Origin of the sequence: Flavobacterium sp. 83, from assembly GCF_000744835.1 — a bacterium.
GTDB lineage: Bacteria > Bacteroidota > Bacteroidia > Flavobacteriales > Flavobacteriaceae > Flavobacterium.
This window is the reverse complement of sequence record NZ_JQMS01000001.1, coordinates 2,655,631-2,676,840: the sequence shown is the minus strand read 5'-3', so window position 1 is coordinate 2,676,840 and position 21,210 is coordinate 2,655,631. Positions and strand designations below refer to the sequence as shown.

20 protein-coding genes are annotated in these 21,210 nt (G+C 32.0%); 13 read left to right on the top strand and 7 right to left on the bottom strand.

Annotated features, from left to right (window positions below):
* Positions 1-48: 48 nt before the first annotated feature.
* The 5 genes from T410_RS11740 to T410_RS11720 form a co-directional block, all read right to left on the bottom strand.
* Positions 49-636: a glutathione peroxidase gene (locus T410_RS11740; RefSeq protein WP_035671933.1), complete on the bottom strand. Its 588-nt coding sequence runs from the start codon at positions 634-636 to the stop codon at positions 49-51.
* 141 nt (positions 637-777) lie between these two features.
* Entirely contained in the window at positions 778-2,991 is a 2,214-nt protein-coding gene (locus T410_RS11735) for a TonB-dependent receptor plug domain-containing protein (RefSeq protein WP_035671930.1), read from the bottom strand.
* An 8-nt stretch (positions 2,992-2,999) separates the two neighbouring features.
* On the bottom strand, positions 3,000-4,295 hold the full coding sequence (locus T410_RS11730; RefSeq protein ID WP_035671928.1) for a tetratricopeptide repeat protein: 1,296 nt from the start codon (positions 4,293-4,295) through the stop codon (positions 3,000-3,002).
* A 95-nt stretch (positions 4,296-4,390) separates the two neighbouring features.
* Positions 4,391-4,942, bottom strand: a complete 552-nt coding sequence (locus T410_RS11725) for a DUF4331 family protein (protein ID WP_035671926.1) — start codon at positions 4,940-4,942, stop codon at positions 4,391-4,393.
* Between the two features lie 26 nt (positions 4,943-4,968).
* Positions 4,969-5,619 (bottom strand): DUF4331 family protein, encoded by a 651-nt coding sequence (locus T410_RS11720; protein WP_035671924.1) that lies wholly within the window; start codon positions 5,617-5,619, stop codon positions 4,969-4,971.
* Between the two features lie 231 nt (positions 5,620-5,850).
* On the opposite strand from T410_RS11720, the gene T410_RS11715 reads away from it, so the two are divergent.
* The gene (locus T410_RS11715) at positions 5,851-6,381 is read left to right on the top strand and encodes an RNA polymerase sigma factor (protein ID WP_035671921.1); all 531 of its coding nucleotides are present in this window, start codon (positions 5,851-5,853) and stop codon (positions 6,379-6,381) included.
* Entirely contained in the window at positions 6,381-7,166 is a 786-nt protein-coding gene (locus tag T410_RS11710) for an anti-sigma factor domain-containing protein (RefSeq protein ID WP_035671919.1), read from the top strand. The genes T410_RS11715 and T410_RS11710 overlap by 1 nt, the downstream gene beginning before the upstream one ends.
* A 72-nt stretch (positions 7,167-7,238) precedes the next feature.
* On the opposite strand, the gene ccsA is transcribed toward T410_RS11710, so the two are convergent.
* Entirely contained in the window at positions 7,239-10,385 is a 3,147-nt protein-coding gene (gene ccsA / locus T410_RS11705; protein WP_035671916.1) for a cytochrome c biogenesis protein CcsA, read from the bottom strand.
* A 198-nt stretch (positions 10,386-10,583) separates the two neighbouring features.
* On the opposite strand from ccsA, the gene T410_RS11700 reads away from it, so the two are divergent.
* From T410_RS11700 to T410_RS11655, 10 genes are all read left to right on the top strand, one after another.
* Positions 10,584-11,357, top strand: coding sequence for a Rossmann-like and DUF2520 domain-containing protein (locus T410_RS11700; protein ID WP_035671913.1), 774 nt, complete (start codon positions 10,584-10,586; stop codon positions 11,355-11,357).
* Positions 11,341-11,868, top strand: a complete 528-nt coding sequence (locus T410_RS11695; protein ID WP_035671910.1) for an HAD family hydrolase — start codon at positions 11,341-11,343, stop codon at positions 11,866-11,868. The genes T410_RS11700 and T410_RS11695 overlap by 17 nt, the downstream gene beginning before the upstream one ends.
* A 43-nt stretch (positions 11,869-11,911) precedes the next feature.
* On the top strand, positions 11,912-12,835 hold the full coding sequence (locus tag T410_RS11690; RefSeq protein ID WP_081897834.1) for a geranylgeranylglycerol-phosphate geranylgeranyltransferase: 924 nt from the start codon (positions 11,912-11,914) through the stop codon (positions 12,833-12,835).
* A complete protein-coding gene (locus T410_RS11685; RefSeq protein ID WP_035671904.1) occupies positions 12,828-13,412 on the top strand; it encodes a Maf-like protein in 585 nt (194 codons plus the stop codon). The genes T410_RS11690 and T410_RS11685 overlap by 8 nt, the downstream gene beginning before the upstream one ends.
* Positions 13,413-13,422: 10 nt before the next feature.
* Positions 13,423-13,953 (top strand): mechanosensitive ion channel family protein, encoded by a 531-nt coding sequence (locus T410_RS11680; RefSeq protein WP_035671901.1) that lies wholly within the window; start codon positions 13,423-13,425, stop codon positions 13,951-13,953.
* A 168-nt stretch (positions 13,954-14,121) separates the two neighbouring features.
* Positions 14,122-15,333 carry an AI-2E family transporter gene (locus T410_RS11675; protein WP_051929405.1) on the top strand — a complete coding sequence of 404 codons (1,212 nt, stop codon included), beginning with the start codon at positions 14,122-14,124 and terminating at the stop codon, positions 15,331-15,333.
* A gap of 42 nt (positions 15,334-15,375) precedes the next feature.
* Entirely contained in the window at positions 15,376-17,196 is a 1,821-nt protein-coding gene (locus T410_RS17085) for a hypothetical protein (protein ID WP_035671898.1), read from the top strand.
* Positions 17,197-17,365: 169 nt separating this feature from the next.
* Positions 17,366-17,683, top strand: a complete 318-nt coding sequence (locus tag T410_RS11665) for a hypothetical protein (RefSeq protein ID WP_035674460.1) — start codon at positions 17,366-17,368, stop codon at positions 17,681-17,683.
* A gap of 171 nt (positions 17,684-17,854) precedes the next feature.
* Entirely contained in the window at positions 17,855-18,358 is a 504-nt protein-coding gene (locus T410_RS11660) for a hypothetical protein (protein WP_035671896.1), read from the top strand.
* 171 nt (positions 18,359-18,529) lie between these two features.
* Positions 18,530-19,063, top strand: coding sequence for a hypothetical protein (locus tag T410_RS11655; RefSeq protein ID WP_035671894.1), 534 nt, complete (start codon positions 18,530-18,532; stop codon positions 19,061-19,063).
* Between the two features lie 129 nt (positions 19,064-19,192).
* On the opposite strand, the gene T410_RS11650 is transcribed toward T410_RS11655, so the two are convergent.
* Positions 19,193-20,089 (bottom strand): AraC family transcriptional regulator, encoded by an 897-nt coding sequence (locus T410_RS11650; protein WP_035671892.1) that lies wholly within the window; start codon positions 20,087-20,089, stop codon positions 19,193-19,195.
* Between the two features lie 181 nt (positions 20,090-20,270).
* Here T410_RS11650 and T410_RS11645 point away from each other — a divergent pair, with 181 nt between their 5' ends.
* Complete coding sequence (locus T410_RS11645) at positions 20,271-21,101, top strand: SDR family oxidoreductase (protein WP_035671889.1); 831 nt, start codon at positions 20,271-20,273, stop codon at positions 21,099-21,101.
* Positions 21,102-21,210: the final 109 nt, after the last annotated feature.

The following is a 21,210-nucleotide window of genomic DNA, read 5'->3' as shown; positions in this document are numbered from 1 at the left end:
AGCGATTTTCAGTTTCCCGAAAATCGCTTTTTTTATGCTATATAAAAGCTATGCTTTAATCCAGTTTATTACTTCAGGATCTGTAGGTAACATTTTTGGAGAAATTACTTTTTCTAATTCTCCTTTTTCATTGATTAAGTATTTTTGAAAATTCCATTCTACTTCTGAATCTTGTAATCCATTTTTTGATTTTTGAGTCAAAAACTGATATACTGCACACATATCATCTCCTTTTACTGAAACTTTATCCATCATAGGAAAAGTCACGCCATAATTCAATTGGCAAAAAGTAGCAATTTCTTCATTAGTTCCAGGTTCTTGAGAAGCAAAGTTATTGGCTGGAAAGCCAACAATAACAAATCCTTTAGAAGAATATTGCTTATAGATAGCCTCAAGGTCTTTGTATTGAGGCGTCAAACCACATTTTGAAGCGGTATTCACAATCATTACTTTTTTACCTTTCAAGGACGCAAAATCAAAAATCTTTCCTGATAAATCCTCGACTTTAAATTGATAAATGGTTTCCTTGGTCATAGTAGTATTACTTTTATTTAATTTTGTTTTTTTTGTTTGTGCCTGGTTTTGGCAACTAAATAGAAATAACATAGAACATGTTAAGAATAATAGGTTTTTCATTTTTTATATTTTTTATAAAATTAAAACAATTAATTGTTGGTTAAAAATTTATTTTGGTTAAACACAAGTTAAAAAAGAAGCCTGATATCAAACAAAATACCAGGCTAACAAACAAAACAAACTAATCTTGATTATAGTAAGCTAAAACGTATACGTAATTTTTCCTTTCATGAAAAAAGGCGTTCCCGGTGTAAAATGTATTTCTTCTACACTTGTTGGTTCATTTTTTAATCTTGATTCAGTGGCAAACTGGGTTTCATTCCATTTGGTATTGAATAAATTATCAATTACTATTCCAAAAGAAATATTTTTTAGTTTGTAATTGATGTTGAAATCCGAAACAAAATAGCCTTTCGCAACTATTGAATTATCTTCGTTTGCTGGACGATTTTTTAAATAGCGATAATGAATTCCACCCGAAAAACCATTTAAATTCTGAAAACTTAAACCTCCCGTCGAAGTAAAATCAGGTGCTAATGGAATGTAATCTTGTCCTTTTGGCTCATCAATACTTCTGGCATAGGTATAATTAGCATCTGTATCCAAAAAAAACCAATCATTCAATTGATACCGCAATCCTAAATCAAATCCCATGCGTTTTGATTTTCCGCTTGGTTGAATAACTCCGGCATCACCCACATAAACAAACTCTTGTTCCAGATACAAATACCATAAAGCGGAATTCACGATTAACTTTGGAAATGGTTTCCAAATCGTACCAATATCGGTTCCTATTGCTGTAGGTAAAATTTGTTTACCACTATTTTGAACCACAACGCGAGTATCATTCGAATGAAATCCCATTCCTGATTTTATATAAAACTGCAAATTGTTATTTTGGGAATAAATGAAATTCACTTTTGGTGAAATTTTCACTTTACTTTCTGTTTGCGTATTATAATCCGTAGTCAATTTATCTTGGTAATTAAATTTAAAATAATCCAATCGCACTGCGGGATTAATCATTAATTTTCCAAAACTGAATTCTGAATTCACATACGAGAATAAATTAGACTCATCAATATCCCCTAATTTAATTTGCTGCAAAGTAGTAATTCTATTTAATGTATGTGAAAGCTCAGTATCTTTTGTAGCATCAGCACGAAAACCAACGCCATATTGTAATGAAATATCTACATCGTTTAGCTTAGTTTTTTTATTCAGTTCCGCATTCATTCCGTAAATATCTCTATTTTCTTTCTGTTTAATCTGGTCTCCATTAATAGGATCATCTAAAAAGAACGTGAAATTAGAATACAATTCAAATTGATAATTCGAATAAAAAGCATTGGCTTTCAAGAATGTATTTTCATCAATAGGTTTATTTAAAGAAGCATTTATATTTGTTCTCGAAGTACTTCCTCCTTCCGTATCATCCACTGAACCAAATCTAGAAATAGTTCCATTATCGACCAACCGTTGCGGTATTTGTCCTGAAGCATCCCACTTACTGGAAAAACGAGAAGCTGCTACTGAAATTTTGCTGTTATCTTCCAAAATAGCAGAATATTTACCTAACAAATTGATTCTGTTAAAATTTTGGGGGGAATCAAATGGACCATCCGTCAGTATATATTCAGTCGCAATGTAAGCGCTCTGCTTTTTTTGGTTTCCCAAAAGATTAAATAACCCTACTGTTCTTAATGTATTGAATTGACCAACTTCGAGACCAATACTACTTTTTTCAATTTTATCTTTAGTTTGGAAAGCAACGTATCCTGCTGTAGCAAAATCCCCTTTGTTAGCATAATACGTTCCTTTTCCAAAATCTATTTTCTCTACTGTTTCCGGAATTACAAAATGCAAATCAGCGTAACCTTGACCGTGCGCATGCGAAACCATATTTACAGGCATTCCGTCCACTGAAATCGCTATATCAGTTCCATGATCGATATCAAAACCTCTCAAAAATAGTTGCTCCGCTTTTCCCCCACCAGCATGTTGACCGATGAATAATCCTGGTACTTTTCGTAAAATCTCCTGTGAAGAATTTACAGGTGTTGTTTGCAAATCTATTTTTGAAATCACATTCATAGCCGAAAGCTTGGCCTGAATTACCACTTCATTCAATCTAAAGCTATCACCTTCTAAGCTTACAATAATTTCTGATGACGTAACGATAAAACTTGTTTTTTTATACCCTAAAGCAGTTACTTTCAACACATCTTTCAGGCCAGTTTTATCAATACTGAACATCCCAAATTCATCGGTATGTGCATGACTTTCGGAACTTATATTATAGATGTATGCATTTTCTACAGAAGTTCCATCGCTATCAACTACTATTCCTTTTCGAATCTGGGCATACGTTGTCAAACCCAAAAGAGTTATCAGGATAATAAAAAAGTTCTTCATTTGGAAATTTATAATTGATTTACCTTTTTCTCTAAATTTGGTCCTAATTCATATACACTGGAAAGCAATTCTTGTTTAATAGGTTCAACTTTCTCGACTTCTTTATTAGACTTATAAATCATAGCCAAATGGTATTGTACTTTTGGTTCAAATGATTGTCCAACGACATATTTTTGAGCAATTTCCAATGCTTTTTTATTTTCGCCTAAATTAAAATACGACCATGCCAGTAAATCATAGGAATCAGGAGTTGGACGGTGATCCACTTCAACTTTGGCAATTTCAAGTGCTTTCGAAGCCGTTTCTTTTGCATCAGCATAAATCAAGACATTGTATTTGTTATACATCGCGCCATAATTATTCTCTTTTAGCATTGCGAAATAAGCATTCCTATTTTCTACTTCCTTGGCTTTATTCCCCTCAAATTGTGCAATTTGAGATTTCAACAAATAAAAATCAGGTGTATTGTGCGTCACTTCAATCGCTTCAACAATTCTTTTTGCTTCGACAGTATTTCGTTCATGAGAGAATACAATCCAAGCAATTCCTTTTAAAGCATACGAATAATTAGGATCTATTGCCAATGTTTTTAAATAGCTGTCATACGATTCTTGGATTCTTCCTGCATGACCATAAAAATCACCTAGGTTAGAATAAGACCAGATTTTAAGCACTTTATTATCTTCTTTCTCAGCAATATCTCTAGCTTTTTCCATAAAAGTTATCGCTGTTTTCAAGTCGCCTTTGTGATCATTCCATTTTGCTAAGCGAATGAGATAATCATAATCTTTCATATCTCGCATGGCGTTCAAATTTCGTACAGCTTCAGGAAAATTTCCCAATTCCATTTGAACATCGAATAATAATTTTTGAGTTTCTTTCTTTCCTTCGCCTATAGCCAATGCTTTATTGGCCAATGCTAAAGCTTCTTTAAAACGGTGTTGCGCAATATAATTTCTTGCCAAAGATCGAATAGTAGAAACCTTAGAATAATTATAAGTTTCATTCGATTTTGTTAATAGTTCTTCGGTTTTATATAAGTTTTTTATACCTCCGGTATATTCAAAAAGAGTTGCATAATTTGACGCTATCATACTTAAATAGCTGATTTGATTAGGAGCTGCATCGAATTTTTTTTGCCAGAAATCAATTTCGTTTTTGGCAAAAGTCAATGATTTATTCCCTTTTACATTCAGATATTTATTGTAATCTGAAGTATTTGTAATTTGACTTGGTTTTTTCTCGCAACTAAAAAGAGATAGGATTGTAAAAACCAATAATGGAATTATTTTTAAAGTTTTCATAATCTGTTTTGTTTGTTTGTTTGTTTGTTTGTTTTGAAAAGAAAAAAAACAGAGTTAAAATTAAATTATTCGAACTCTGTTTTTTTTTAAAAATATTACCAGGCTGTTGCCAAATAAGGAAATGAAACTCCGAATGCTTTATCATTTGCATCTACGTGATCAGAAGTTAGCCCTGCATTAGAAGCACCAGTTGGTCCTCCAAAAATCAATAACAATTCCACGTCAATAACATCATCAGCCAAAGCTCTACCTGTAAGAATATTTGTTCCGTCAAAGAATGTTGTTTTTGCAGTTTTTGAAACACCTAAAACATCGGTTGCCAAAAGACCTGTTAATTGATCTGCAGTTTGCCCTAACGCATTAGTAGTATACCCCGCATTTAAAGCTAATAATCTAGATTTAAAAATAGATTGGTATTTAGCGCCCATCATGGATGGAATCGCTGCATTAAATTCGTCTTTTGGTGCTCCCGACGCAATAAATACAGTGTTTATTGCCGGTCTGGCCATTTGATCTTGCTGAACAAAAGTACCTGAAAAATCAAGACTTGCTACAGGATCTGTTGTTGAATCATTATTATCACAATTTACTGAAACAACTGCACAAACTATTGCTACAGCTATTAATTTGAATTTATTAGATTTCATATCTTTATGTTTTAAAATAAAATTAGTTATTGTTTTTTCTTAGTTTCTGCCCATACATTCAAAGTACTAGAAGTACCTAACATTGCTTTTGGAACTTCAACTACTAACGAAAGTACATTTGTCCCTGCAAAAGTATCTGTGCCCGGATTATTGAATCCAGAAGCTGTTCCACCAAGTATTGCTTTGAATTGCCCTAAGTCAAAAAAGAAAGGATCGTCTCTTGGCCCTGCAAAAAATTTCATTCCGTTTTTCTCCGCTATTATAGGAGTAGCTCCATAAGTAGAAATAGTTACATTTCCTGAAGCAGCTTCCTTTTTAATTGTACTTGAAATTCCCGTAGCTGTTGGAGCATAAGGACCAAAGAAATACATCTTGTCATCTCTTTTGATAGCCTGAATAACTAAATCCTCAACATTGTCACCGGTGTTATCAATGTTGATTTCAATCATAACATTTTCATTAAATGTTGCCGCGGCTGTAGCATTAGGACTTAACAATCCTTGTGTGTTTACTGCAAATGCAAGATTGTTTGTGTCTTGTCCCTGAAAAGTGTATACATCAGTGATGTCTGCTGCATTCCCTGTTACTGCTGGTGCATCTACGTGATCAGCTGCTACTAAAATTAAGCCCGAAACCGCAACTAGCGATAGACCTAATATCATTTTTGTTTTTTTCATTTTGTTTAGAATTAAAAGGTTATAAGAGCATTTACGGGATTGTTTTCGTTTTGGTTTTGAAAACCATAAAAAAAAATTAAATAATTATTTAAAATATTGATTTTCACATATTTAAACATTTAAATAAAACACAATTATTTTCTTTTAAGATTTATTTTGAAGTAGCTATTCACAAAATTTACCAATTGTAAATAAGAATGTATAAGTTTGTAAAAGCAAAATGAAAAATATATGACTCAAGATGAATTGTTAGTATTAATTTATAAGAAAGACGAAAAGGCATTCACACATCTTTATGATATGTATTCAAAAAGCTTGTTTGCAGTAATCAATGTTCTTGTAAAAAATAGAGAAGAAGCCGAAGATGTTCTTCAGGAAGTATTTGTCAAAATTTGGAAAAATATTGATTCCTACCATGAAAGCAAAGGGCGTTTCTATACTTGGATTCTAAATATTGCCAGAAATACTTCTATTGATAAACTGCGTTCTAAAAATTTTAATAACAGTCAAAAAAACCTTTCTTCAGATAATTTCGTACATCTATTTGACGATAGTAACAAACTAGTCAATAAAATTGATAGCATTGGGATTCAAGAGTTTGTAAAAAAGCTAAAACCCAAGTGTATTCAAATAATAGATTTACTGTTTTTTAAAGGGTATACCCAACAAGAAGCTTCGGAGGAATTGGAAATTCCTTTGGGAACCGTTAAAACTCACAATCGAAACTGCATTAATGATTTAAGAAATTACTTGAAAGTATAATGGAAGCAAAAGAATATATAGAATCCGGTATTTTAGAACTCTACGTTTATGGTTTACTCTCTGAAACCGAAAATGAAGAAGTAGCCACTATGGCAAAAAATAATCCCGAAATAAACGACGAAATTATCGCAATAGAAAAAGCTATCGTGGCTTTGTCTTCAAGTTTTTCACCATTTATTTCTGCGGAACACTATGAAAAAATAAAAGAGAAATTAGAGCTCAAACATTCAAAAGTTATCGAGTTGGAATCTACTCGCAACTGGTCACAATATATTGGTTGGGCAGCAGCGGTATTATTGTTAGTTGGTATTGGTTACCAATACAATCAGTTAGAGCAAACTAATACTCAAGTTGCAAATACTGAAGTGGAGAAAGCAAAAATGGAAAAAGATTTGAATGCTTTACAATTAAAAAGCAAAGCAAATGAAACTAGCTTAGCGGTTATAAGAGATGTTAATAATACTGTGGTACCTTTAGGTGGACAGGCAGTTGCCCCACAATCTTCGGCTAAAGTATATTGGAACAAAGAAACCAAAGTGGTTTATGTAGATGCTGCAGGATTACCGGAGCCTCCAGAAGGAATGGTATACCAAGTTTGGGCATTAAAATTGAATCCATTAACTCCTACAAGCATAGGATTATTGGACAATTTCAAGGTTAATGATCAAAAAATATTTGCCGTTGATAACGCAACTGATGCAGAAGCTTTTGGAATTACATTAGAACCTAAAGGCGGAAGTTTAACTCCTACAATGGAACAATTATATACGCTAGGAAAAGTATAAACAGCTTTTTTTCTATTGAAAATAAAAAAGGTTCAACCGTAAAGTTGAACCTTTTTTTTGGAATTAATCCAATTATTTTTTCTTATAATACTTTCTGTATTTTGGATAGGAAATAGCTCCAAACAATGCAATCGTACCTAACGAATACCAAATCCATCCTAACGATTTTGCCTCACCACTTGCATAAGAATGTAATCCTACCAAATGAAAATTAACACCATAATACGTAAACAAAATGGATACAAACGCAAACATACTCATCAGGTTAAAAATCCATTTACCTCGTAAAGAAGGTACAAATCTGGCGTGAATTACAAAAGCATAAACCATGATACTAATTAAAGCCCAAGTTTCTTTTGGATCCCATCCCCAGTATCGTCCCCAACTTTCATTAGCCCATTGCCCACCAAGGAAGTTTCCGATAGTAAGCATAATCAAACCTATAGTCAAAGCCATTTCGTTGATATAGGTGATTTCCTGAATATTCAAATCCATCTTAACTTTGTTTTTTTCATTGGTAAACAAAATCAACAGCAGCGAAACAGTTCCTAAAATCATACCTAATGCAAATGGACCATAACTTGCAACAATTACCGCTACGTGAATCATTAACCAATACGAATTAAGAACGGGTTGTAAATTAGCAATTTCAGGATCTATCCAGTTCATAAAAGCCGCAAACAAAATCATAGAAGTCACAAATGCCGATGCAGCAACTGTAAGTTTTGACTTCCTGTCAAAAGCCAAACCAAAAAACATTGTCGCCCAAGCCACATATATAATCGATTCGTAAGCATTACTCCAAGGCGCATGTCCAGATATAAACCATCTCGCTATTAACCCAATAGTATGCAACCCAAATAAGACCCCAATGATTACGTGAAAGGAATTAATAAAAATACGTAATATCTTTTTCTCTAGTATAATGTTAAGGATAGTAAAAACAAGCATCAAACAGCCAATTGTAAAATAAGCCATGAAAAGATTCTTAAAAATATCAGATTTATTATACAAGATTTCCAATGAGATTTTATCTTCACTTGGTCTTACTTTAGCACCAAATTTCTTCTGAAAACCATTGATGCTTTCTAATAGTTCGTTTGCTGTTTTATAATCTTTAGATTCAGCAGCAGCATTTAAAGTTCCAAAATACAATGGCAATACACTTTTAGTATAAGTTGCATCCATTCCTTTCATTCCTGATTCATTCAGTTCTAAATAAGAAATCCATTTATTATTTACATCGTTCGGAATAGGGAAAATTTTCAATATTCGTCCGCTTAAAGCCGATTCCATTAAATTTACTTTTTTGTCCGTTTCGATAAAATCCTTTTGGAATTGATCTGGATTGGCAGTTTTAAACGCATCATCTAAATAAGTTGACAGTTTATAATTCCCTTTTTCATCAAAAAAAGATATAAAAGGAGCATATTTTGCTTCTTTATCAATTCCTATAATTTTACGAATACTATCATTTCCAGCTTTAATATAAATGATAGGAACTTCAATCCAAACTTTAGCATATTGTGTCATAGACAATAATACCTGATCTGAATTCATTCCTTTATACGTTTCCATATGACTTACTTTTCGAAGCAATTCAGATGAAAAAGTATTAACCGGTTTCATTCTTCCTCCAGCATCCTGAATAATTAATCGTCCAAATTTAGCGGCGTGATCATCTGGAACTTTATATTTATTCAATAAAGAATCAATTTGTTTTTCACTTGGTGCTTGGTGCTGATGCTCGTCATGACCTTGGCTAAAACTAGTAAAACTAAGCATTAAAACTAAAACCGTAATTAACTTCGCTTTTTTAGCTTTGACAACTTCCAATTTCCTTTTTAAATCAGCAAAACGAGAATATTTAGTAAACATAATTGACATCATAGCAAAAAACAACATAAAATAACCGGCATAAGTAATGGCTGTACCCCAAAAATCATGATTTACTGATAGAACGGTTCCCTTTTCATCAGGATCGAATGACGATTGAAAAAAGCGAAACTGCTTGTAATCCAGAACATGATTCATATAAATTCGGGCATCAAATGAGTCTGCAGAATCTTGAACGGTAACCTGGCTTTCAAATGAAGAATAGCTTTTCTCCGTTCCTGGATATTTCTTAGCGATAAATTTATTCAGTTTTATCTTGAAAGGCAAAACGTATGCTTTACTTCCATAAAACAATGTATAATCTATATTCCCAATTTTTACTGTTTTAGATTCGCCTATTTTACCTTTGGAACCTAAAATTGTAACTTCTTTTTCTTTTCCGTCAGCTGTAACACTTAATACCAAAGCATCTTCATGATTCTTAGCTTTAAAATCATTTTTAGATTGATAATCTATTATTCCTTTTACAGCGGGATCAGGAAATACAAATCGCATTTCACCAATTGTATAAAGCGATCGCATCATCAATGGTTGTGCATCTCCTTTAGTTACTTTTCCTTGTAATTTATCAGCCATACGCATAAAATTACCTTCAAACGGCGTTTGAATCGTACTAGTATCGCCCTTAATAGTAATGTTTATTGCACCCTCAGTAAATTTATTCAATGAAAATAAAACGTTGTGGATATTTTGTATTTCACCTTCTTTCAACATGTGTTCATGTCGACCACCATCACCTGCCTCTACAATTTTAAAATACAATGAACCTTTAGGATCCGGTTTTATATATTCAGTAGCACCCATAATGAAGTTTTTGTATTTTACCTCAAAATTAGTGTTGGCAAATTTATCTGAAATGGTAAAATTATTGTTGGTAGCTGGTGAAAGTAACAAAGGTTTTTCAAAAACTCTGCGTTTCATTTCTCCTTTGTAATCTCCATCAACAAAAACGGTAAGAAAGGTTTTATCTGAAAAAACTTGATTTTCTGCTGCGCCTTCGCGAATGGGCATCATCCCTTCATAGCTTATATATCGTGTTACGAAAGCTCCTAAAAGTATAAATACGAAAGCCAAATGAAGCAATAATGTAGCCCATTTTTCTTTTTTTAACAATTGATATCTTTTAATGTTTCCAATGAAATTAATCATAAAAAACACCATTATAGCTTCAAACCACCAAGCATTATAAACCCAAATTTTAGCAGTATCAGTGTTATATTTACTTTCGATAAAAGTTCCTGCTCCCATTGCAATTGCAAATGTTAAGAAAAGCATGGCCATTAATCGGGTAGAAAACAAAATAGAGTATATTTTTTTAATCATTTGTAAGGGATTACGTTTTATTAAAGTGCGACAAAAGTACTTAAAAATGTTGACTTCTATATTCGTACAATTGTTAATTTAATCCAAAATTAAGCATTCATTTTTTTGATAAAAAAGCATATTTCATTGCTAATTTCGGTTTATAACCTGTGATAAATTCGACTAAAACTCTTAATATTTTTTTGCTAATTTTGTCAAATGATTAAAGTAATAATTATTGGCTCTGGAAATGTAGCGCAACATCTGATTGCGGCATTTCAGGATTCTCAAAATTTGGGATCAGAAATCGAATTGGTTCAAGTCTTTTCAAGACAGGTTGCGAATGTATCGCAGTTACTTGATTACGGTAAAATCACGGATGATTGGAATGCTTTGACAGAAGCTGATTTGTGTATCATAGCCGTTTCAGATGATTCGATTGCCGATGTTTCATCAAAACTTCCGTTCAAAAATCGTTTGGTAGTCCATACTTCTGGTAGTGTTTCCTTGAATGCTTTGAATGATAATAATAGAAAAGGCGTTTTTTATCCCTTGCAAACATTCACTAAGAACAAAAAAGTAGATTTTAAAACAATTCCAATTTGTTTAGAAAGCGAAAACGCAACAGACTTTCAATTATTGGATAAAGTAGCCAAATCAATTTCTGATAAAGTTTTCGCAATCAATTCAGAACAACGCAAAGCATTGCACGTTGCGGCAGTTTTTGTCAATAATTTCACCAATCATTTATACCAAATAGGAAGTGAAATTTGCCAGGAAAATCAAGTTCCATTTGAAATTCTTAAACCTCTTATTGCCGAAACTGCCCAGAAAATAATGATCCTTTCGCCCGAAGATGCGCAAACAGGACCGGCAAAACGCAATGATAGAGCTACTATCGAAGCGCATGAAGCCTTTTTATTGAACGAAAATCATCTAAAAATTTATAAAACACTAACACAATCAATACAGCATAATGGCAAAAAGTTATAAAGAAATAATGAATGATATTACTACGTTTATATTTGACGTAGATGGCGTACTCACTGATAGTTCTGTTTTTGTAACCAATGAAGGAGAAATTCTGAGAACCATGAATATTCGTGACGGTTATGCTATGAAAGCAGCTGTAGAAAGCGGTTATAATGTTTGCATAATTTCGGGAGGAAGCAACGAAGGCGTTCGGGTTCGACTAAGAAATCTAGGAATTACGGATATCCATTTAGGAACACCAAATAAAGTGGAAACATTCGATGAATATACTGATGTATATCAAATTAATCCTGAACACGTTCTCTATATGGGAGATGATATTCCTGATTATCACGTAATGAAATTAGTCGGATTACCTGCTTGTCCGCAAGATGCAAGCCCAGAAATCAAGGCTATTTCAAGATATATTTCACATAAAAATGGAGGAAAAGGTGCCGCTCGTGATGTAATCGAACAAGTGATGAAAGCACAAGGAAAATGGATGGCGCATTTTAACGGGAAACACGATTAATTATTATTTTAAAATATTGAATTATAAATTTTAAATGAAATAAATGTTCCCATTTATAAAACTAATTCGTTATCAAAATCTGCTCATGCTTGCTTTTATGCAACTTGTTTTCAGGTATGGATTTTTTAAATTTCAGAATATTCCGTTGGCTTTAAATGACTGGCAATATACACTATTAGTCCTATCTACCGTTTTGCTTGCTGCAGGTGGATATGTTATTAATAATATATTTGATCAAGATACAGATACCATAAATAAGCCTGCCAACGTAATAGTAGGCAAAAGTATTTCAGAAACAAAAGCTTATAATATATATGTTGCGCTGAATTGTGCTGGCGTTGGTATTGGTTTTTATTTATCTAATGTTATCCAAAAACCGGGCTTTGCTTCTATTTTTATCCTCATTGCTGCTACACTGTATTTTTACGCTACAAGTCTAAAACAAATGATACTCATTGGGAATACCGTTATTGCTTTGTTGCTTGCGTTTAGTGTAATTATCGTTGGGATTTTCGATTTATATCCAGCAACTTATGAAGGCAATCAACAGCAAATGGCTGTTATTTTCTCTATTCTTCTTGACTATGCTTTGTTTACGTTTATACTTAATTTCATCAGGGAAATAGTAAAAGATTTAGAAGATGTACATGGCGATTTCAGTCAAGGAATGAATACATTACCTATTGCAATAGGAATCAATCGAACGTCAAAAATTATTTTTGGGTTAAGTTTCATTCCTATTCTGGCTATACTTTTTTACATAAACAATTATCTATTTCAGTTGCAGTTTGCCACACTTTATTTAATGCTTTCAGTATTAGGCCCGCTTCTTTATTTTACTTTTAAAATTTGGAATGCCAAAACAAAAAACGAATTTCAAAAATTGAGTTTATTACTGAAATGGATTCTCCTCTTTGGGATTGTATCCATTGTTGTAATAACTTTAAATATGCACTATAATGCTTAAAAATAAATTAAAAAAATACAACTTGATCCTAGCTTCAGGTTCTCCAAGACGCCAACAATTTTTCAAAGATTTAGATTTAGACTTTGAAATTAAGTTAAAAGAAATTGAAGAAATTTACCCTCCTGAATTAAAAGCGTCAGCAATAACTGATTATTTGGCTGAATTAAAAGCCAGCGCTTTTGAAGGAGAATTACAACCCGGCGACATCCTAATAACCAGTGATACTATTGTTTGGCACAATGACAAAGCTTTGGGCAAACCAAAAGATCAACAGGATGCTTTTGAAATCCTAAAATCATTATCGAATACTACCCATGAAGTGATTACCTCTGTTTGTTTCAAAACCGCTTCAGAAACCACTGTTCTTAATGAACTGACGAAAGTTACTTTTAATGAATTAAGCGACGAAGCGATTCAATATTATCTTGAAAATTACAAACCGTATGACAAAGCAGGAGCTTATGGAATTCAGGAATGGATTGGTTTTATAGGTGTTTCAAAAATTGAAGGTTCTTATGCTAATGTTATGGGTATGCCAACTGATAAAGTTTATGAATATTTTTGTAAATTAGCATAAAACCTAAAATATGCTTTTTTTAAATGATTTTACCCGAGAACTAATTGGAACTGGAATTGTTTTAGTTTTTTTAATTTCATTGCGAATTATCTCTACAAAACTGGTAAGACGCTATGCTAAATCGAGTCATACTATTGAACATAGAACTAATTTAGTCATCAAATACATTCACTTATTAATCAATATATTGACAGTAAGTGCTTTAATAATAATATGGGGAGTTCAAACTAAAGATATTTTTATTGCACTTTCCTCTATTACAACAGTTGTAGGTGTTGCCATGTTTGCACAATGGTCCATATTGAGTAACATCACATCTGGTGTTATATTGTTTTTTTCTTTTCCGTTTAAAATTGGTGATGTAATAAAAATCCATGATAAAGATTTCCCAATAGAAGCTGAGATTGAAGACATTGGGGCTTTTCATGTCTACTTAAGAACTCATACGGGAGAAATGGTTATCTTTCCTAATAATTTGCTTTTGCAAAAAGGAATTTCAATTATGAAAAATCATTTTGATGATACAGAATTTATAGATTAATTTTATTTTAAACACTTCGGTTTAATTCGTTCTATCGTAAAATTTATGGTTTTATAAGTGTAAATTATATAACTATTTTAAGAAAATCTATAACGCTTTAGATTTTTTATTCTACCAAATTTGCTTGTAAAATTTAGAAATAGTTTCAACATCTATAAAAACTAAAATATGAACGAAATCATAAAACTACCTTTCTATGCAAAGTTTGCATTAGTTTTATTAAGTTTAATAAGTATCACTTATATTTTTTACATTGGTCAAGACGTATTAATTCCTATATTAATGTCGTTTTTGTTTGCCATATTATTAGGTCCCATAGTGCTGTTTTTTAAAAATAAATTACGGTTCCCCCATGTTTTGGCAGTAATGATTACTGTACTTTTTTTTGTATTGGTGATTGTAGGTATCCTTATATTCTTATCTTTTCAAATAAGTACTATCACAGATGATTTTGACAAAATAGAAAAGAATTTCAATATTCATTTCGATCATATTCAGCATTTTGTAAAAGAGAATTTTCAAATAAGCTCCAGAGAACAAAATAAATATCTTGACAGCGCCACTAAGGACTCGATGGAAAAAGGGAAGGAAATAATTGGTACTACTTTATTATCCTTTACCGACACATTACTAAATTTAATTCTGATTCCTATATATATCTTTTTAATTCTTTTATACCGAACTCATTTCATGTTATTTTTCGCTAAACTCGTTAGAAAAGAATATCATACACAACTGAAAGATATTTTAAATCAAATTAAAGTAGCAGTAAAAAGCTACATCATTGGTTTAATTCTCGAAATGATTGTCGTTTCTATATTAACAACTTTAGGGTTTATGTTAATTGGACTTAAATATGCTATCCTATTAGGAATTATTACTGGTATTCTTAATCTCATTCCCTATATAGGAATTCTTTTTGCAGGAGTATTGAGTATTGTAGCTTCTCTGACAGGTACACCGGATTTATCTATTATGCTTGGTGTTGTTGTAGTAAATATAGTTGTTCAATTGATAGACAATAATATACTTGTTCCTATGATTGTGAGTTCTAAAGTTGAAATAAATGCTTTTGTTTCGATAATTGGAATTATTATTGGAGGCGCAATTGCTGGAATTTCAGGAATGTTTTTAGCCATACCGCTATTAGCGATTTTAAAAGCAATTTTTGACAGAATTGAATCCTTAGAACCTTGGGGCTATTTAATGGGGGATCATTTACCCAAAACCTATACGTGGCGCAATATAAAATTACCACTTTTTGATTCAGATTCATCAACAGAAACAATCATAATTAAAACAGATATTGCAGTTCCGGTATTTACGGAAACAACCACAGAAACAACTACAGAATCTGATATAAATCGGACTGAAAACTAGGCGCTTAAATTTAAAATCTATTTTAAATTTAATTTTTTTAAGATGCTACAAAAACAAAAATTGATTTTAATTTTTTCTTTACTCTGTTATTCTCAGGTTTCTTTTTCTCAGGTAAATAAGCCTAAAAAAGATTCTTCTGAAGTGTACAAGGATATTCAAACCTATTCCAAAAAAAGAAAGTTCACTAAAATGTTGCACCATTTAATTTTTGAACCCGTTAATGTAAAAACTAAAAAGAAAAAAGTAATCCACAAAAAATACCTTGCTTTTGAAGGCAGAACCATTAGAAATATAAACATTACTACACTTGATCCTTTTGGATTTTCCGAAATTGATTCTACAAAAGAAGCTAGAAATTGGGCAGAAAGAAGCGGAAATAGAATACACATTAAGACAAATAGACTGGCGATTCGAAACTTATTACTGATAAGAGAAAATGAACCGCTAGATTCCTTATTAGTAAAAGAATCAGAACGTTTAATTAGAACCCAAAGATTCGTTAGCAGGGTTAGTATAACGCCTCAATTAATTAAAAACAATCCTGATTCAGTTGATGTTTATATTCGAGTATTAGATACTTGGAGTATTATTCCTAAAGGATCTGTTTCTAATTCGAGAGCTACTTTTGAATTAAACGAACGAAATTTTTTGGGATCTGGGCATGAAATTGATAATAAATATAAAACCAGATTCAGCGATGGCAAAAAAGCGTATAGTTTGACCTATAGTATTCCCAACATCAAGAATACGTTTATCAAGACTACTTTTAATTATCAAATAGATTTGGATAATTATTATGGCAAAAGTGTGAATATTGATCGTCCTTTTTATTCGCCTTTTACAAAATGGGCCGCTGGAATTTACCTAGATCAGCAATTTAGAAAAGATACACTTCAGGATTCCAATTTGATATATGCCAAACAAAATTTTAAATACAATTCACAAGATATATGGGCGGGACACGCTTTTAAAATATTTAATGGAAATACTGAGGGAGACAGAACCACAAATTTAATATTATCAGGCCGATTTTTAAATGTAAAATACATAGAAAGTCCTACAATGGCATATGATCCAATTAATTTCTATTCTGGAGAGAAATTTTTTCTTACTGGAATCGGTGTCACTTCACGACTATTTGTTGAAGACAAATACATTTTTAAAAATGGAATTATAGAGGATGTACCTATTGGAAAAATTTATGGAATAACCGGGGGATATCAATATAAAAACAATATTGGTCGTTTTTATCTGGGTGGCAGAGCAGCATTTGGAAATTTTTATAAATGGGGCTTTTTAAGCACCAATATAGAAATAGGTTCTTTTTTTGATAAATCAACAACAAACCAAACTGCTTTTTCTTTTCAGGCAAATTATTTCACTAATTTGATTACTATTGGGAAATGGAAAGTAAGACAGTTTGTTAAGCCACAACTCATTTTAGGGATAAACCGATTGAACTCTATTGGAGATAAGTTATCAATTAATGAAAATAATGGACTAATCGGTTTTACGAGCGCTGAATATGGCACACAAAAAGCCATTTTGACTTTACAAACTCAATCATATTCACCATGGGATTTATGGGGATTTCGTATAAATCCTTATTTTAACTATTCAATTGCTATGCTTGGGAATCCACAAAAGGGACTTGGTGAAAGTAAAACATATTCAAAAATTGGAATTGGTTTTATTATAAATAATGATTATTTAGTTTTTAGTTCTTTCCAAATATCACTTTCCTATTACCCATCAATTCCAGATATAGGAGAAAATGTATTCAAAACTAATTCTTTTGAAACTACTGATTTTGGATTTCAGGATTTTGAATTAGCTAAACCTCGAACTGTTATTTATAAATAAAATAAACTTTTTATTATTCTATTTTAAAATACATTGCATAAAATTCAATATTTTATGATAAGGTGTGAATTATATAATTTTAAGCAAAAATTGTATAAGTACTATCTTGGAGGATCATTTTATCTTTACATTAATAATAAAACATATAACTAATCCTAAAAAAAACAAGATGAAAAAAATTTCCTTCTATTTAATGATGATGGTATTGTCATTAACTTTTGTTCCAACAACTACTTTTGCTGCTGAAAAAAATCTAACTACAGTAACAAGCAATACAAAAGAAATTCCAGAAAACGTTAAAAAAATGCTTTCTCGTTTAGATGAAATCAAAGCAATGGATAAATCATCCATGAAATCATCAGAGAAAAAAGCTCTTCGTAAAGAAGTTCGTGCAATTAATGCTGAGTTAAGATCTACAGGAAATGGTGTTTATTTATCTGTTGGTGCAATTATAATCGTTATCCTTTTATTGATTCTTTTATTGTAATCCGGTTTCCAAAATAAATTTAAAGAGAAGCTAGAAAACTTCTCTTTTTTTATGAAAACTAAAACCCATTAATATGTTAACCTCTTTCTACTGGCATAGTTCTTGGATTTACAGATAAAGTATTGACATAAATAGTGAATACAAAATAATTATTAATTAAATATTTGAAGAATGAAAACATTAAAATTAATTGCGGTAGGGATAATCCTTTTAGTAACAAGTTCGATACACGCACAAGTTTCAGTAAATGTAAATATAGGTACACCTCCCTCATGGGGTCCGTCAGGATATTCTAATGTCGATTATTATTACTTACCTGATGTAGAAGCTTATTACGACATAAGAGCAACCCAGTTTATTTATTTTAATGGAGGAAGATGGATTCGTTCAAGATACCTACCAGTACAATACAGAAACTATGATCTGTACAATGGATATAAAGTTGTATTAAATGATTATCATGGCTCAAGACCCTACAGTAACTTTAAAAATCATAAAGCGAAATATTACAAAGGATACCATGGTGCTCCTCAAAGAGCAATAGGCAAAGGGAAAAACAACAATAAAGCATATAAAAATATCGGTAATAATGGTAATCGTGGTAATGAAAACCATGGTGGAGGAAATAGTGGTCATGAAAAAGGAAATAATGGCCATGGAAATGGAAAACATTAAAACTGAATTAAAATAAAAGAACCAAAAGAGAAGCTTTACCGCTTCTCTTTATTTTTACTATCAATCCTTAATTAAATGTTAAAAAAATTATATTGGCACAGTTGTTGGCTTAACTAAAAAGTAACAACAAATGAGTTTATATAAAATTATAGCTAATTAAATATTTGAAAAATGAGAACATTAAAATTAATCGCCCTAGGAATTATACTTTTTGCATCCAGTACAATACATGCACAAGTTTCAGTAAGTTTAAACATTGGCACACGGCCAGATTGGGGTCCTTCAGGATATGCTGAAGCTGAGTATTATTATCTACCAGATGTTGAAGCCTATTATGATGTAAGAGCAACTCAATTTATTTATTTTGGAGATGAAAGATGGATTAGATCCAGATATTTACCAAGACAATATAGAAATTACGATTTGTATAGTGGCTACAAAGTAGTCTTAAATGATTATCATGGTTCAAGACCTTACAGAAACTTTAATAATGACAGATCAAGATATTACAGAGGTTACCGTGGTAATGAGCAAAGAAATGTAGGTTATAACAATAATCGCAGAGAATATGAAAACAGAAGAGGTAATGATAATCACCGAGAATACGACAACCGAAGAGGACACGATAATCATGGAAACAACGACAACCGAAGAGGTAATGAAGGTAATGGGCACGGAAATGGTAATGGACATGGAAGACACTAATACTCTATAATATCATACTAAAAGAGAGAACCAAAATTGGTTCTCTCTTTTTTTTAGGTAGTATCATAAAAAATAGGACACATACACTTTTTGGGATACTATCAAAATAAAATTATAATAAATACTATTTCAATTCATCATCCTATATTCATTTGGCGTAAAGCCAGTACTCTTTTTAAACATGCGATTAAAATGCTGAGGGTATTTAAAACCAAGTTCAAAAGCGATCTGACTAATTGATTTTTCAGGATCGAAAATCTTTTCCTTGGCAACATCAATTAATTTTAATTGCATGTGTTCCTGTGCTGATTTTCCCGTCTCTTTTTTAATTAAATCCCCAAAATAGTTTGGAGAAAGATGCAAACGATCCGCAAAATATCCAACAGAAGGCAACCCTAAATCTTGGGTGGTATCTGACAGGAAATAATCATTCAATAAGTTTTCAAATTTGGATAGAATATCCGTGTTTATATTTTCTCTGGTGATAAATTGCCTATCATAAAATCGAATACAATAATTTAATAGTAATTCGATATTATTAGTCATAATACTTTTGCTGTGTTTATCAATAGACTGATCCAATTCATACTCCAATTTGCTAAATAAATCTTTAATGATTTGTTGCTCTTTCAAAGACAAATGCAATGCTTCATTTGAATCATACGAAAAAAATGAATATTGACTCATCTGTTTACCAAGAGCAGTTCCTTTTATTAAATCAGGATGAAAAAGTAATGCTAAACCAGTAGGTTGATAATTATCTTCATTATTGATTTCAATAACTTGTCCTGGGCTAATAAAAACCAGTGTTCCATCATCATAATCATAAGTATTTCTACCATATTTCAATTCACCACAATTCCCAGCTTTTAAAAAAATTGCATAAAAACCAAAATGCATTTTGCAATGATTAGGTAAGTTTTTGGTATTTGTATTATCAAAAACACTAATCAATGGATGTTTTGTTTCAATATCCTTTAATGCATTATATTGAGAAATTTTTTCAACTTTAATAATGGAATCCATAACAATTCTTTTAATTACAACACAAATATAGTACACACATTTTAAATAAGTTATACCAAAAAGCAATATCAGTAATAATGGTAATAACAGCCGTAATATGTATGTTAAATGAGAAATGTTATTGATGATATTTGTAATGCCAAAATTCTATCAAACAGTAGGGAAATAAAAATAAACTAAAATGAAAAAAGTAAACGTAATTGTAGTAATCGGTGCAGGATCTATAGGTCAAGCTATTGCTCGCCGTGTAGGTGCAGGAAATCATATTTTACTTGCCGATATTCATCAGAAAAACAGTGATGCAGCCGCAAAAGTTCTAAATGATGCAGGTTTTAAAGTAAGCACTGCTGTTGTCGATATTTCCTCAAGGGCTTCGGTTCAGGCGCTTGTAGCAATAGCCACAGCAATGGGAAGCGTAACAGGATTGATTCACGCTGCAGGCGTTTCGCCATCACAAGCATCACCATCCACTATAATTCTGGTTGATTTATATGGAACAGCATTAATCTTGGAAGAATTTGGTAATGTCATTGCCGATGGTGGCTCAGGTGTTGTTATTGCATCGCAATCTGGACATCGATTGCCATCCTTAACACCCGAACAAGATAAAGCACTGGCAACCACACCAGCAGAAGAATTGCTTTCACTTCCATTTTTACATTCAGATGCTATAGACAGTTCATTATTTGCCTATCAATTATCCAAAAAAGGGAATTCATTACGAGTAAAGGCCGAAGCAGTACGTTGGGGAAAACGAGGAGCCCGTATCAATACTATCAGTCCGGGAATTATCATCACGCCTCTTGCTAATGAAGAATTGAATGGCCCCCGCGGAGAAACATACCGCAAAATGCTAGAAATTTCTCCTGCTGGAAGAGCTGGAACTCCTGACGAGGTGGGCGTGATTGGCGCTTTGTTGATGGGAAGAGAGGGTGCTTTTATCACCGGAAGCGATTTCTTGATGGATGGTGGTGTAACATCTGCCTATTGGTATGGTGAATTGAATAGCTGAAACTACAATCAACCCATCTTAGAGTAAATTATATACGATAGTTTGTCAGAAGTATTATCAAGATTCATAAAAATCCTGCGTGTTTTCCGTTTGAGTTAAAACCCCTTTC